This window comes from Caballeronia glathei (assembly GCF_000698595.1).
GTDB classification, from domain to species: Bacteria; Pseudomonadota; Gammaproteobacteria; order Burkholderiales; family Burkholderiaceae; genus Caballeronia; species Caballeronia glathei.
Window position 1 is genome coordinate 13284 of record NZ_JFHC01000010.1, and the last position, 14365, is coordinate 27648.

Here is a 14365-nt window from a genome sequence, read left to right on the forward strand (position 1 = left end):
GCGCCGCCCCGCGGGCGGAGGCCATTCGTCTCTTATAACGGCGCGTTCGCCGGGAACTTGAGGGTTTTCGAGAGGGTTTTCATCCGCCGCTAGGCGACGACGACCAGTTGCCAGAAGAAAAATACCGCCAGCGACACCGCGATCGTCAGGAGCGGCCGGCGCGTCGCGATGCAGACCGCCACCGCGACCACCGCCGCCACGAGCTGCGAATTGCGCCACGTCAGCTCGGCGCCGCCGCCGTGGGGCGAGACGGTCATCGGCACGATGATCGCCGTGAGGACCGTCACCGGCACGAAGGAGAGCGCGGTTCGCACGAGCGGCGGGAACGCCAGCCTCTCGCCCAGCACGAACACGGCGGCGCGAATCGCATAGGTCACGAGCGCCATGCCGAGGATCAGGAACACGTAGTTCGCGGAAAGCGTCTGGGTCAGTGCGTTCATTGCGGGCGCTCCTGGGTGCGGGGGCGGGTTTCGATCATCGTCAGAATCATGCCGACCGCGACGCCCGCGAGCACCGCCGCCAGCAGCCCGAGCTTGTATGGCCAGCCCTGCCAGGCGAACGAGAGCACGCCCGCCGCCAGCGACGCGGCCACGAACCGCATGGCGACCAGTTGCGGCACGACGATCGCGATGAACGTGGCGACCATCGCGAAGTCGAGCCCGAGCGACTGCAAGCCGGGAAACGCGGCGCCGAAGAGCAGGCCGGCAAGCGTCCAGAGCTGCCAGTTCAGGTACATCGCGACGCCGGAGCCCAGGAAATAGTACGGCCCGGTCTGACCGGCGGGGCGCTTCTGGTAGTGCGCGTAGACGACGGCGAACACCTCGTCGGTCATCAGCGCGCCGAGCGTCCAGCGCCAGCGCGCGGGCAGATGCGCGACGTAGGGCCCGAGCGTCGCGGAATAGAGGATGTGGCGCAGGTTGACGATGAACGTCGTCGCCCAGATGACGGCGAAGCTCGCGTGGCCGGCGATCAGCCCGACCGCGATGAACTGGGCCGAGCCCGCGAAGACGGCGAGCGACATCAGCTGGCCATGCCACAGGTTGAGCGGGCTCGCGGTCACGAGCGTGCCGAAAATGACGCCGAAGGGCGCCGCGCCGACCATCATCGGGATCGTGTCGCGGGCGCCGGCGGCGAATTCGCTGAGAGTGTTGCCAGACGATGCTTTCAAGATTTCCTCCTAGGCTAGCGAGGATAGGGCGCACGGGCCGCGGGCGCTTGTACGTTCTTGCGGTATCTCGCGTCCGGCCGGAAATCTGGAACGCGCCTAGCGCCAGCGTCCCGGCGGCACGCCGTACGCGCGCCTGAAATGCCGCGTGAAATGGCTCTGGTCGGTGAAGCCGCTCGCGGCCGCGACCTCCGTCACCGATACCCCCGCGCGCAACGCGCCGAGCGCGCGCGCGAGCCGCATCTGGTTGCGCCACGCGTGCGGCGCGAGCCCGGTGCCGCGCGTGAAGAGCCGCGCGGCGTGAAACGCCGACAACCCGACGCTCGCGGCGAGTTGCGCCAGCGTGACGGGCGCGGTGAGATCGTCGGTGAGACGCGCTTTCATTGCCTCGACGCGCACCGCATCGCTCGTGAGCTTCGCGACGGCGGGGCGCGCGCCCGCGTGCCGCGCGAGCAGCGTGGACAGCGCGTCGAGCAGCGCGGTTTCGGCGGCGAGCGGGTCGGCGCCGGCTTCGAGCGCCCGGTGCGCGAGCGCGAGCCGGCGGGCGAGGTCGCCGTCGCGGATGATGTCGGTCGGGAACCACGGCAGCGGCTCGCTGCGTGCGGAAATCTCGCCGGCAAGCTGCTGCACGAACTCCACCGGCAGATAGAACACGCGATAGCGCCAGCCCGCGTCGACCGCCCGCGCGCCCGTATGCAGCTCGCCGGGGTTGATGACGGGCACCGAGCCGGCCTCGGCCACGTAGTGCGAGCCCTGGTAGTCGTAGCATTCCGCGCCCGCCTCGATCACGGGCACCGTGTAGGCGTCGTGCCAGTGCGGCGTGAACGAGTGATCGTGATATTCGGCGGTGAGCATGTCCGCGCCGGGCGCGAGCGGCGAGCGCCAGTAGCGCGCGGAATCGCTGAATCGGTGGGCGGTCATGGCGGCGGTTCTTCCAGGGTCAGCCAATGATCTTACACGCCGCGCGCTTTTCAGCGGCTGCCTGCAAACGCGACGTGACCGGGCGTGCCGTCATTTCAGCGGGATCGTCGTGCCTTCGGGCATCGGCACGGCCGTCACGCTGTTCTTCGCGCTGCCGGTGGCGATCCGGTCGCTGTAGGTCAGATAGACGAGCGTGTTGCGCTTGGCATCGACGACCCGCACCACGTGCAGCGTCTTGAAAATGAGCGACATGCGGTCGGTGAACACGTCCTGCTTCTGCTTGAGCGGCTCGGCGATCTTGATCGGCCCGACCTGGCGGCACGCGATCGACGCTTCCGTCGGATCCTCGGCGATGCCGAGCGTGCCCTTCACGCCGCCCGTGCGCGCCCGCGACACGTAGCACGTGACGCCCGTCACGAGCGGATCGTCGTAGGCTTCGACGCTCACGCGGTCCGAGCCCGTGAAGCGGAAATTGGTGTTGACGCTCGCGATCTCCTCGGCGCGCGCGAGCGGCGCCCAGAGCACACCGAGCACGGAGGCGGCGAAAAGAGCGCGTTTCATCGGAATCCTTCGGAAAAAGAAAAAGGCGCCGTATTGTAACGACGCCTTTGACGATACCGCGCTTTTTGCCGCTTCTCGCGGCTGTTTCAATGAAAAATCAGATACAGGATAACCAGGACGACCACCGGTACGCCAAGGAGCCAGCCGAGCAGATAAGGCATTTTTGTTTCCTCCATTCATATTCTGGTTTCCGACGATTCCAGTATCGAGGCAGAGGAGTCTTGCAGATAGACGAGGCCGTCCGAATCGGGTGTAGGCGGCGTCCTATGTCGAGCTTGCTGAATGCTTGCAGCACGCCGCGCGATGCGTCAGACCCTTTCATTCGTCAGACGCGATCGGCTTTTTTCAGCGGCGCGCCGCGGTAAAGCGTCTGCACGTAGTCGAGATGCGCGCCGGAGGCCTCTCGTGCGCGCGCCGGATCGCGCGCGGTGATCGCGTCGAAGATCGCCTGATGCTGCGCGAGCAGGTTCGCTTCGACTTCGTCGTCGTAATCGACCAGACGGTGCGACGTGAGCATCGACTCGCGCACCAGTTCGTGCAGCCCGTGCATCACGTGCGCGAGGGCGACGTTGTGCGTGGCGTCGGCGATCGCCAGATGAAACGCCGCGTCCTTTTCCGCGATGCGCGTGCGCTTGGGTTCGGCGGCGGCCGCCTGCAGCGCGTCGAAGGCGGCGGCGATGCGTTCGAGATCGGCATCGGTGGCGCGCTCGGCGGCGTAGGCGGTCGAAAGCGTCTCGAGCCCGTGGCGCAGTTCGAGCACATCGGCGCTCGCGCCCGGATGGTGTTCCAGCAGCGTGGCGAGCGGAACGGAGACGAGCGGCGCGGTCACATCCGACACGACGAACCCGCCGCGCGCGACCGCCCGGATGAAGCCGTCGGACTCGAGCCGGATCAGCGCCTCGCGAAGCGACGGGCGCGACACGTTCAACTGCTCGGCCAGCTCGCGTTCCGCGGGCAACCGCTGGCCGGGCAGAAGCGTGCCGCTGGAAATGAGCGACCTGATCTGTCCGGAGACGACGTCGGACAGACGCACGCGCGAGTACGAATGGACGGGCTGAAAGGTCATCGGTCAGTCATTTCGTGGCGATATAGAAGGGAATCCGGCGGATTGCCCTAGTTTGACACGAAAAGAGACAAACCTTAAAGTCTTGGTCAGACCAAGCTGACCAAATCCCCGGCGCGGCGTAGAAAGCGAGTTCCCACTCCATGAAAGTTGCCCTATTCGTTCCGTGTTTCATCGATGCCTTCTATCCCGAAGTCGGCATCGCCACGCTCGAACTGCTCGAACGGCTGGGCGTCGAGGTCGATTATCCCGAGGAGCAGACGTGCTGCGGCCAGCCGATGGCCAACAGCGGCGCGCAGAAGGAAGCGGCCGGCGCCGAGCGCGTGTTCGTGCGCAACTTCGCCGACTACGACTGCGTGGTGGGCCCGTCGGCGAGTTGCATCAACCATGTGCGCGATCATCTGAGCGCAATCGACCAGAGCGCCGACGTGCGCAAGGTGCGGGCGAACGCGTTCGACCTGACCGAATTCCTGCACGACGTGCTGAAGGTCCGCGACTTCCCGTGGGCCGAGTTTCCGCATCGCGTGGGGCTGCACAACAGTTGCAGCGCGCTGCGGCATCTGCGCGAGGCGTCGGCCTCCGAGATCGCCGGGACGCCGTTTTCCAAGCCGCGCGCGTTGCTCGAGCGCGTGAAGGGCATCGAATTCGTCACGCCCGAGCGCCCCGACGAATGCTGCGGCTTCGGCGGCACCTTTTCCGTGACCGAGGAAGCGGTGTCGGTGAGGATGGGGCAGGACAAGGTGCGCGATCACGTCGGCGCGGGTGCGCAGTACATCGTCTCCGGGGACATGTCGTGCCTCATGCACCAGCAGGGCTGCGCCGAGCGCATGAAGCTCGACGCGCGCTTCATCCACATCGCGCAGGTCCTCAACGGAGCACGCGGATGACCAAGACCGTCCGGATCGATCACGCGAAGGCGGCAGGCGCGTTCCTGCAGAAGACGGACCACGTCGCGTTTCACGACAGGCGCCTGTGGGACCTGCGGACCAAGCGGGATGCGCAGGCGCACGGCATCGCGGAGTGGGAGACGCTGCGCGATCTCGCGTCGGGGATCAAGGAGCACACGCTTTCGCATCTCGCCGACTATGTCGAGCAGTTCGTGACGCAGGCCGAGAAGAACGGCGTGGTCGTGCATTTCGCGGAGAACGCCGAGGAGCACAACGCGATCGTCCACGAGCTGATGAGCGGGCGCGGCATGACGACGCTCGTGAAGAGCAAGTCGATGCTTACCGACGAATGCAAGATGCGCGAGTATCTGGAGCCGCGCGGCATCACGGTCATGGAAACCGATCTCGGCGAGCGCATCCAGCAGCTCGACCACCAGGACCCGAGCCACATGGTCGTGCCCGCCGTGCACAAGCTGCGCGCGGACGTGGCCGAGCTCTTCGGCCGCACGATCGGCACCGATCCCGCCAACAGCGACATCCACTATCTCGCCGAAAGCCAGCGCATGCACACGCGGCCGTACTTCGTGCGCGAGAACACGGCGGGCATGACCGGCTGCAACTTCGCGGTGGCGGAGACGGGGACGGTCGTCGTCTGCACGAACGAGGGCAACGCCGACCTCTCGGCGAACGTGCCGCCGCTGCACATCGCGTCGATCGGCATCGAGAAGCTGATTCCGGGGATTGCCGACCTCGGCGTGTTCGTGCGGATGCTCTCCCGGAGCGCGCTCGGCTCGCCGATCACGCAGTACACGTCGCATTTTCGCGCGCCGCGGCCGGGCACGGAGATGCATTACATCCTCGTCGATCACGGCCGCTCCGAGCGGCTCGCGATGGACGACTTCTGGTACTCGCTCAAGTGCATCCGCTGCGGCGCGTGCATGAATACGTGCCCCGTGTACCGGAGAAGCGGCGGGCTGTCGTATGGCGGCACCTATTCCGGGCCGATCGGCGCGATCATCAACCCGACCTTCGATCTCAAGCGCTACAGCAGCCTGCCGTTCGCCTCGACGATGAACGGCAGCTGCACGAGCGTCTGCCCCGTGCGCGTGAACATCCACGAGCAGATCTACAAGTGGCGCGAGGTGATTGCGGAGCGCCACGAAGTGCCCTTCGTCAAGAAGGAAGTGCTGAAAATGGCGGGGCGGCTGCTCGCGAGCCCGACGCTCTATCGCGCGACCGTGGCGTCGCTCGGCGGCGCGCTCAAGCGCTTGCCTAACTTCGTGCTCTACAACCCGCTCAACATCTGGGGCCGTCAGCGCGATCTGCCCGACGCGCCCGCAGAAACCTTCCACGAGTGGTACAGGAAAAACCGGAAGCGACCCAAATGACGACTCGCGACGCCTTTCTGGCGAAGATCCGCGCGGCGCAGCCCGCGCCGCGGCCACGCCCCGAAGTCCCGCTGTTTCCGGTGCCCGAGGGCGACAGGCGTGAGCGCTTCACCGCCGCGCTGGCACTGATGGGCGGCACCTGCGTCGACGCGAATTCCCTCGACGACGTGCGCGCGCTGATCTGCGGGCGCTTCGGGCCGGATGCCGTGGTGGCGTCGGCGGTGGCGGGCATCGACGGCAACCGGCCGATCGCGCCGGACACGCCGCCCGTGTCGATGCACGACGTCGACGTCGGCGTGGTGCGCGCGCGATTCGGCGTCGCTGAAACGGGCTCGGTCTGGTTTAGCGAAGCCGAATATGTCGTCAATTCGATCGGCTATCTGGTGCAGCATCTGGTGGTGCTGCTCGATCCGGCGCAACTCGTCGACGGCCTGCAGGAGGTCTATCGGAGGCCCGATTTCCAGGCGGCCCGCTATGCAGTGCTCGTGACCGGGCCGTCCGCCACCGCTGATATCGAAGGTGTGCTGATTCGCGGTGCGCAGGGCGTGCGTTCGCTGACCGTGGTCTGGATGCCGCGGGGCGATCAGTAACGCCAGAAAAGCGCGACGGCAATCGACCCGAATAGCACCCACTTCACGATGTAATAAGCGGTCCGGTTCCACGCCTTCAGCCGTTTGCCGACGAGCCGTATTGAATAGAGATACCTGAATGCGCGATTCAGTCCGCCGGTGCGGTCGCCGATTTCATTCGGCGACGCCGCCGCGCGCATCAGAAATCTGCCGATTATCCGGTTGATTGCCTGAGACGACCGGTATTTCATCGGTCTTTCGATATCGCAAAAGAGAATAATGCGATCCTGATCCGTCTTGTTCGCGGCCCAATGAAGATAGGTTTCGTCGAATATCACTTCTTCGCCGTCGCGTCATGAATAATGTTCGCCATCCACGATAATCGCGAAGTCGTCGTGATTTGGCGTGACGAGTCCGAGGTGATAGCGCAAAGAGGCCGAATACGGATCGCGATGCAAACCGAGTGTTCCGCCCGGCGGCGGCATTGCGAACATGGCGGCTTTTACCGTGGGGATTTTTTCCAGAATGGCGAGCGTGTCGGGACATAGCGTTGCCGCAGACGGATGCGGATTGTCGTACCACTTCAAATGGAAGCGCCGCCAGCCATTGCGGAAAAACGAATTGAATCCGATATCATTATATCGGCCGGCTGCCCGGATTTTACTGGCTTCGCGAAGTTCAACGGATTCCCGTCTGATAATTTCCCATTGCTCCTTGATGGGCGCGAGTTCGGGAAATAAGGACGGGTGAAGAAAGGGCGTGGACGGCACACGAGACAACAGATAGACAAAGCCGTTCAGCGGCGACATAAATGTCGAATGATCGGAAAGCTGTCTGAAAAACCCGTGACGAACGTCGCCACGCCAATGCGTGTGAACAGCGCAGCCCACGAATAGCATCAAGACGACCCAACGCATTATTCGCCCGTTGGTAGCGACGTCTGATGTTCGGAAAATTATACGAACGGATGCGCGAAGTCTGCTTGAACCAAGGGACAGGGTTTCAGTAACGGGAATCGCTGTGCTGAATAAAATGCTGACGCTGAAAAGCAAAAAGCCCAATCTCGCGATTGGGCTTTTTGCTTCGAAACTTTTGGCTCCCCGACCTGGGCTCGAACCAGGGACCTACGGATTAACAGTCCGGCGCTCTACCGACTGAGCTATCGGGGAACATCTGCAGCAGAGAAATGAAATTATATGGGGCGTTACTTACTCTGTCAACACCCGGCGTTCATCTCAAAACAACTTTTTTCAACGCGCGTAAGGGATGCAAACACGGGATGCAAACACGCTCAATGGCCGATCAACGCTCGAGCAGATTGAGCTTGTCCTTCACGTCCTTGAATTCGTCCGCCTCGGGCAAGGGCGCCTTCGTCTTCGTGATACTCGGCCAGTTGCGCGCCAGTTCGGCGTTCAGTTCGGTGAAGTGCTGCTGGTCGCCCGGAACGTCTTCTTCGGCGTAGATCGCATTTACCGGGCACTCGGCCACGCACACGGCGCAGTCGATGCACTCGTCCGGATCGATCGCGAGAAAGTTGGGACCTTCACGGAAGCAATCCACCGGGCACACGTCGACGCAATCGGTATAGCGGCACTTGATGCAGCTTTCGGTCACAACGTGAGTCATTCAGGCTCCTGCATGCGGAATTCGTGGGGGCGCTCGGGCTCGCGCTCGGCTTGCCGGTGCGGCTACGTGGGCCGGACACATTTCGCGCGCCAAAGACCGATATTGTAGCGTACCGGTAAATTTCAGCGCGAGCCCCGCGCACGGGGCTTTAGATCGTTTCGTGATTTGTTTATTTGGTTGCGGGTTGCCGCGGAGTGCCCCGTGACGGTGCCTGCATTCGGGTAACATGAGGCAGAAGGGGCCATATGGCGCGGGTCCCGTCGGATGCCCCGGCTCTTTTCATCGATGTCCCGGTTGGAACCATGATCATCAATTCGCTGCTCGATACCGATCTCTACAAGTTCACGATGATGCAGGTGGTCCTGCATCACTTTCCCGCCGCGCATGTCGAATACCGCTTCAGGTGCCGCACGCCGCAGGTCGATCTCGTGCCGTACATCGACGAGATCCGTGACGAGGTCCGCCAGCTCTGCAATCTGCGCTTCACGGAAGAGGAGCTCGACTATCTGCGGCGCATGCGCTTCATCAAGAGCGACTTCATCGATTTCCTCGCGCTCTTTCACCTGAGCGAAAAGTCCATCACGATCGCGCCGTCGCCGAAGAACAACGGCGAGATCGATATCGAGATCGTCGGGCCGTGGCTGCATACGATCCTTTTCGAGATCCCCGTGCTCGCGATCGTCAACGAGGTGTATTTCCGCAACACGCAGCAGAACCCGGATTACGAGATCGGCCGCGAGCGGCTGCGCGAGAAGATCCAGCTGCTCGCCGTGCCGCCCGAGTTCTCCGACTGCAAGATCGCCGACTACGGCACGCGCCGGCGCTTTTCGAAGCAGTGGCACGAGGAGGTCGCGCTCACGCTGAAGGAAGGCCTGGGCGAGCAGTTCGCCGGCACGAGCAACGTGCTCTACGCGATGAAGCACGGCCTGCGTCCGCTCGGCACGATGGCGCACGAGTACCTGCAGGCGTGCCAGGCGCTCGGGCCGCGCCTGCGCGATTCGCAGACCTTCGGCTTCGAAATGTGGGCGAAGGAGTATCGCGGCGACCTCGGTATCGCGCTGTCCGACGTCTACGGCATGAAGGCGTTCCTGCGCGACTTCGACATGTATTTCTGCAAGCTCTTCGACGGCGCGCGTCACGATTCCGGCGATCCGTTCGACTGGGGCGAGCGCCTCATCAAGCACTACGAGCAGAACCGGTGCGACCCGCGCACCAAGGTGCTCGTGTTCTCGGATGCGCTGGATATCCCGAAGGTCCTGCAACTGTATGAACGCTTTCGCGGACGCTGCCAACTCGCGTTCGGCGTCGGCACGAACCTCACCAACGACCTCGGCTACCAGCCGCTGCAAATCGTCATCAAGATGGTCCGGTGCAACGGCCAGCCGGTCGCCAAGCTCTCCGACTCGCCCGGCAAGAACATGTGCGACGACAGGGCGTATCTCGCGTATCTGCGGCAGGTGTTCGGCATAGAGCAGCCGGCAGACGAGCTCTGACCGGCAAAAGCGGCGTTCAGGGCGCCGTTCTCCGGGAGCGCTTCGCTGGCCGACCGGCCGAGGGCCGCGTGCAGGGACCGCTCGCTATAATCGTGTCGATATCGACGAAGGCCAACGAGGACATGAACATGGATACATCGGCTGCCCGCCGGAACATTCTGGCGCGGATTCGCAGCGCGCAGGGCCGGCCCGCGGCGCCGGGCGGCGCCGAACGCGCGGCAGTCGACGACTATCTCGCGCGCCATCCCGCGGGCCCGCGGCCCGAACTGCCGTCGGGCATGGCCGAACTGGTCGCGCGCTTCAGCCTCGAAGCCGAGCGCCTTTCCACGACGCTCGCCGAAGTCGAGTCTCTGACCGACGCCCCCGGCGAAACCGCGCGCTATCTCCAGTCGCTCGATCTCGGCACCGATGCCGTCGCCTGGCCGGCGCTTGCCGGCCTTCCGTGGGCAGAGGCGGGCATCGGCGTGGCGTTTCGCAAGCCCTTCGACGCCGATCTCGTCGGCATCACCGGATGTTTTTGCGCGACAGCCGAAACCGGTTCCCTCGTCTTGCTGTCGGGACCGGACACGCCTGCCTCCGGCGCGCTGCTGCCGCAGACGCACATCGCGATCGTGCCGGCGTCGCGCATCGTCGCGGCGCACGAGGACGCTTTCGCGCTGATGCGCGCCGAGCGGGGCGAACTGCCGCGCGCGGTCAACTTCGTGTCGGGGCCGTCGCGTACCGGCGACATCGAACAGACCATCGTGCTCGGCGCACATGGGCCGTACCGGGTGCATGTGATCATCGTGCGCGGGGCGTGACGTGATGCGCCGTCTTGCTATCGGCGGCATGCTTGCCGCGCTGCCGTTCGCCGCGTCGGCGGCGACGCTCGACGGCGCCACGCTCTCGGCCTGGTGGAGCGTTCCGTTCGTCGGCATTCTGCTGTCGATCGCCGTGTTTCCGCTCGTCGCACCGGCGTTCTGGCACCACCATTTCGGCAAGGTCTCGGCGGCGTGGGCCATCGTGTTTCTCGTGCCGTTCGCCATCCGCTTCGGCGCGGGCACGGCCTTCGGCGCGTTCGTGCACGCGATGCTCGAAGAGTACATCCCGTTCATCATCCTGCTTACGGCGCTCTACGTGGTGGCGGGCGGCATCTGCGTGCGCGGCAATCTGCACGGCTCGCCGGCGCTCAACACCGGGCTGCTCGCGCTCGGCACCGTGCTCGCGAGCATCATGGGCACGACGGGCGCCGCGATGCTGCTGATCCGGCCGCTTCTGCGCGCCAACGACAACCGCAAGCACGTCGTGCATGTGGTCGTGTTCTTCATCTTCCTCGTGGCGAACGCGGGCGGGTCGCTGTCGCCGCTCGGCGATCCGCCGCTTTTCCTCGGCTTCCTGAACGGCGTCAGCTTCTTCTGGACGACGGTCCATCTCGCACTGCCGATGCTTTTCATCTGCGGCGTGCTGCTCGTCCTGTTCTACGCGCTCGACAGCTACTATTTCCGCACGAAGGACGAGTCGCGCAGCCGCTTTCTCGACCCGACGCCCGATTCGCCTCCGCTCGGCATCGACGGCAAGATCAACTTCGTCCTGCTCGGGGCGGTGATCGTGCTCGTGCTGATGAGCGGCATCTGGAAGCCGGGCGTGGAGTTCGACGTGTTCGGCACGCATGTCGCGCTGCAGAACGCCGTGCGCGACGTGCTGCTCGCGCTCGTCACGCTCGCCTCGCTCGCCCTCACGCCGAAAAGCGCGCGCGCGGGCAACGCGTTCAACTGGGCGCCGATGGAGGAAGTCGCGAAGCTTTTCGCCGCGATCTTCATCACCATCGTCCCGGTCATCACGATCCTGCGCGCGGGCCAGGCGGGCGCGTTCGCGGGCGTCGTGCATCTCGTCACCGACACGAGCGGCAAGCCGGTCGACATCGCCTATTTCTGGGCGACGGGGCTGCTGTCGTCGTTTCTCGACAACGCGCCGACCTATCTCGTGTTTTTCAACCTCGCGGGCGGCGACGCGCAGGCGCTGATGACGACGGGCGCATCGACGCTCGCCGCGATCTCCGCGGGCGCCGTGTTCATGGGCGCGAACACCTATATCGGCAATGCGCCGAACTTCATGGTGAAGGCGATCGCCGAATCGCGCGGCATCCGCATGCCGAGCTTTTTCGGGTATCTCGCCTGGTCGAGCGTCGTTCTCCTGCCGATCTTCGTGATCACCGGCTGGCTATTTTTCTAGGAGCATTCGATGAAGAAGGTTTTTGTCTCGCGCCCGGTCTTCCCGGACGTGATCGAGCGGCTGAAACAGTATTTCGAAGTCGACGCACACGACGGTGAAGCCCTTCCCGCCGACGAGATCGCGCGGCGTCTCGCCGACAAGGACGGCGCCTTCATCGCGGGCGACCCGGTCGGCGCGAAGGCGATCGAAGGGGCGCCGAAGCTGAAGGTGGTGGCCAACATGGCGGTCGGCTACAACAACTTCGACATGCAGGCGTTCAACGCGCACAACGTGCTCGCCACCAACACGCCCGACGTGCTGAACGAAACCACGGCGGACTTCGGCTGGGCGCTGATGATGGCGACCGCGCGCCGGATCACGGAGTCGGAGCATTTCCTGCGCGCCGGGAAGTGGAAGGAGTGGTCGTACAACGCGTTCACCGGCTCGGATATCCACGGCTCGACGCTCGGCGTGATCGGCATGGGGCGCATCGGCCAGGCGCTCGCGCGCCGCGCGCGCGGCTTCAACATGCGGGTGGTCTATCACAACCGCTCGCGCGTGGCGCCCGGGATCGAGGCGGAGCTGAACGCCGAATACGCGTCGAAGGAGGATCTGCTCAGGCGCGCCGATCACGTCGTGCTCGTGCTGCCGTACAGCCGCGACAGCCACCACACTATCGGCGCGGCCGAACTCGCGCTGATGAAGCCGAGCGCCACGCTGACCAATATCGCGCGCGGCGGGATCGTCGACGATGCGGCGCTCATCGACGCCTTGCGCCGCGGGCAGATCGCGGCCGCGGGCCTCGACGTGTTCGAAGGCGAGCCGAATTTCAACCGCGACTTCCTGACGCTCACGAACGTCGTGCTCACGCCGCACATCGCAAGCGCCAGCGAGGCCACGCGCCGCGCGATGGCGAATCTCGCCGCCGACAACCTGATCGCGGGCCTCGGCGAAGGTCCGCGCGCGGGCAACCCGCCGAATCCGGTCAATCCCGACGTCCTGCGTAAATGACGATGCTGTTGCCCGCCGCGGTCGCGCTGCTCGCGATCGCGCTCGTGGTTGCACTCGTCGCGCTCTTCGTACTCTTGCGGCGCGACGCGGGCGGCGCGATCGAAGAGGAGTTCGCCGCGCTGACCGACCGCATCAACGACATGGGCGAGGCGCATGCGCGTGCGCAGGAGCGGCTCGAACGCGGACTGCGCAGCGATATCACGGAGACGGCGCGGGCCTCGCGCGCCGAAGCGAGCAGCGGCTTCGCGCAGTTCCAGCAGACGCTCGCGGCGCAGCTCGCGAGCATGGCGACGGTGCAGAACGCGCAACTGGAATCGTTCTCGCAGCAGCTCGCCAAGCTCACCGAAAGCAACGCGCTGCAAAGCCAGCACGCGCGCGACGAGCAAGGCAACGCCCTCAAGCGCTTCGGCGACACGCTCACGCAGCAGCTCGCGCAACTGGCCGAATCGAACGACCGGCGCCTCGTCGAAGTGCGCGCGACGCTCGAAGCGCGGCTCAAGGACATCGAGGCGAACAACGCGGCGAAGCTCGAGGAGATGCGCCGGACCGTCGACGAAAAGCTGCACGCGACGCTCGAACAGCGCCTTGGCGAATCGTTCAAGCTGGTGTCGGATCGGCTCGAACAGGTGCATCGCGGCCTGGGCGAGATGCAGACGCTCGCGGCGGGTGTCGGCGACCTGAAGAAGGTGCTGACCAACGTCAAGACGCGCGGCACCTGGGGCGAGGTGCAGCTGGAGTCACTGCTCGAACAGCTGCTCACACCCGACCAGTACGCGAAGAATGTCGCGACGATCCCGAAAAGCAACGAGCGCGTCGAGTTCGCGATCAGGCTGCCGGGGCGCCACGATGCGCCGGGAACCGTCGGCAGCATCGCGACGCCGGTGTGGCTGCCGATCGACGCGAAGTTTCCGCGCGAGGATTACGAACGCCTGATCGACGCGCAGGAGCGCGCGGACGCGGTCGCGGTGGAAGAGGCGTCGCGGGCGCTGGAAGGGCGCGTGCGCGCGGAGGCGAAGGCGATCGCGGAGAAGTACGTCGCGCCGCCGCACACCACTGATTTCGCGCTGCTCTTCCTGCCGACCGAAGGTCTCTACGCGGAGATCCTGCGCCGGCCGGGCCTGACCGATCTGCTGCAGCGCGAGTATCGCGTGAGCGTGGCGGGCCCGACCACGCTCACCGCCTTGCTCAACAGCCTGCAGATGGGCTTCAGGACGCTTGCGATCGAACAGCGGTCGAGCGAGGTGTGGCAGGTGCTCGGCGCGGTGAAAACGGAGTTCCGGAAATTCGGCGACGTGCTCGCCAACACGAAGAAGCAGCTCGAAACCGTGACGCGCTCGATCGAAGCGGCCGAAACGCGCACGCGTCAGATGAGCAAGAAGCTGCGCGACGTGGAAGCGTTGCCCGGCGAGCAGGCGGCGGGTCTGCTCGGCGGGGCGGCCGGGCCGGCGGACGATCCCGACGAGCCGTAACCCGATCGCAGCCGCACGCCGA

At 65.1% G+C, this 14365-nt stretch carries 14 protein-coding genes, 1 tRNA gene and 1 pseudogene; 8 read left to right on the forward strand and 8 right to left on the reverse strand.

Translation table 11 applies throughout. The features are described 5' to 3' along the window. Positions 1-89: 89 nt before the first annotated feature. The 5 genes from BG61_RS09245 to BG61_RS09265 all read right to left on the reverse strand — a co-directional run bounded on the left by BG61_RS09245 (position 90) and on the right by BG61_RS09265 (position 3713). Complete coding sequence (locus tag BG61_RS09245) at positions 90-440, reverse strand: AzlD domain-containing protein (protein ID WP_035925475.1); 351 nt, start codon at positions 438-440, stop codon at positions 90-92. Next, positions 437-1105, reverse strand: coding sequence for an AzlC family ABC transporter permease (locus BG61_RS09250; protein WP_081868022.1), 669 nt, complete (start codon positions 1103-1105; stop codon positions 437-439). The genes BG61_RS09245 and BG61_RS09250 overlap by 4 nt, the downstream gene beginning before the upstream one ends. Positions 1106-1264: 159 nt before the next feature. After that, a complete protein-coding gene (locus BG61_RS09255) occupies positions 1265-2086 on the reverse strand; it encodes an AraC family transcriptional regulator (RefSeq protein ID WP_035925470.1) in 822 nt (273 codons plus the stop codon). 90 nt (positions 2087-2176) lie between these two features. Next, complete coding sequence (locus BG61_RS09260) at positions 2177-2647, reverse strand: CreA family protein (protein WP_035925468.1); 471 nt, start codon at positions 2645-2647, stop codon at positions 2177-2179. A 325-nt stretch (positions 2648-2972) separates the two neighbouring features. Next, a complete protein-coding gene (locus BG61_RS09265; RefSeq protein ID WP_035925465.1) occupies positions 2973-3713 on the reverse strand; it encodes a FadR/GntR family transcriptional regulator in 741 nt (246 codons plus the stop codon). A gap of 140 nt (positions 3714-3853) precedes the next feature. Here BG61_RS09265 and BG61_RS09270 point away from each other — a divergent pair, with 140 nt between their 5' ends. Genes BG61_RS09270 through BG61_RS09280 form a run of 3 tightly spaced genes read left to right on the forward strand, consistent with a single transcriptional unit; the run spans position 3854 to position 6575 of the window. Further along, positions 3854-4597 carry a (Fe-S)-binding protein gene (locus BG61_RS09270; RefSeq protein ID WP_035925463.1) on the forward strand — a complete coding sequence of 248 codons (744 nt, stop codon included), beginning with the start codon at positions 3854-3856 and terminating at the stop codon, positions 4595-4597. Beyond that, entirely contained in the window at positions 4594-5985 is a 1392-nt protein-coding gene (locus BG61_RS09275) for a lactate utilization protein B (protein ID WP_035925460.1), read from the forward strand. The genes BG61_RS09270 and BG61_RS09275 overlap by 4 nt, the downstream gene beginning before the upstream one ends. Further along, entirely contained in the window at positions 5982-6575 is a 594-nt protein-coding gene (locus tag BG61_RS09280) for a LutC/YkgG family protein (RefSeq protein WP_035925457.1), read from the forward strand. The genes BG61_RS09275 and BG61_RS09280 overlap by 4 nt, the downstream gene beginning before the upstream one ends. Here BG61_RS09280 and BG61_RS09285 read toward each other — a convergent pair. The 3 genes and pseudogenes from BG61_RS09285 to fdxA all read right to left on the reverse strand — a co-directional run bounded on the left by BG61_RS09285 (position 6569) and on the right by fdxA (position 8180). Continuing rightward, positions 6569-7471, reverse strand: a pseudogene (locus BG61_RS09285) (aspartyl/asparaginyl beta-hydroxylase domain-containing protein). The gene BG61_RS09280 and the pseudogene BG61_RS09285 sit on opposite strands and share 7 nt — an antisense overlap. A 176-nt stretch (positions 7472-7647) precedes the next feature. Further along, positions 7648-7723 (reverse strand) — tRNA-Asn (locus BG61_RS09290). A 133-nt stretch (positions 7724-7856) separates the two neighbouring features. Next, positions 7857-8180, reverse strand: a complete 324-nt coding sequence (gene fdxA / locus BG61_RS09295; RefSeq protein WP_035925456.1) for a ferredoxin FdxA — start codon at positions 8178-8180, stop codon at positions 7857-7859. A 302-nt stretch (positions 8181-8482) separates the two neighbouring features. On the opposite strand from fdxA, the gene pncB reads away from it, so the two are divergent. The 5 genes from pncB (at position 8483) to BG61_RS09320 (ending at position 14343) form a co-directional block, all read left to right on the forward strand. Continuing rightward, positions 8483-9673, forward strand: coding sequence for a nicotinate phosphoribosyltransferase (gene pncB / locus BG61_RS09300; protein ID WP_035925453.1), 1191 nt, complete (start codon positions 8483-8485; stop codon positions 9671-9673). Between the two features lie 128 nt (positions 9674-9801). Further along, positions 9802-10473, forward strand: coding sequence for a LutC/YkgG family protein (locus BG61_RS09305; RefSeq protein WP_035925613.1), 672 nt, complete (start codon positions 9802-9804; stop codon positions 10471-10473). 4 nt (positions 10474-10477) lie between these two features. Continuing rightward, a complete protein-coding gene (locus BG61_RS09310; RefSeq protein ID WP_035925610.1) occupies positions 10478-11884 on the forward strand; it encodes a sodium:proton antiporter in 1407 nt (468 codons plus the stop codon). Positions 11885-11893: 9 nt separating this feature from the next. Further along, complete coding sequence (locus BG61_RS09315; RefSeq protein ID WP_035925451.1) at positions 11894-12874, forward strand: 2-hydroxyacid dehydrogenase; 981 nt, start codon at positions 11894-11896, stop codon at positions 12872-12874. After that, positions 12871-14343, forward strand: coding sequence for a DNA recombination protein RmuC (locus tag BG61_RS09320; protein ID WP_035925449.1), 1473 nt, complete (start codon positions 12871-12873; stop codon positions 14341-14343). Before BG61_RS09315 ends, BG61_RS09320 begins: the two co-directional genes overlap by 4 nt. Positions 14344-14365: the final 22 nt, after the last annotated feature.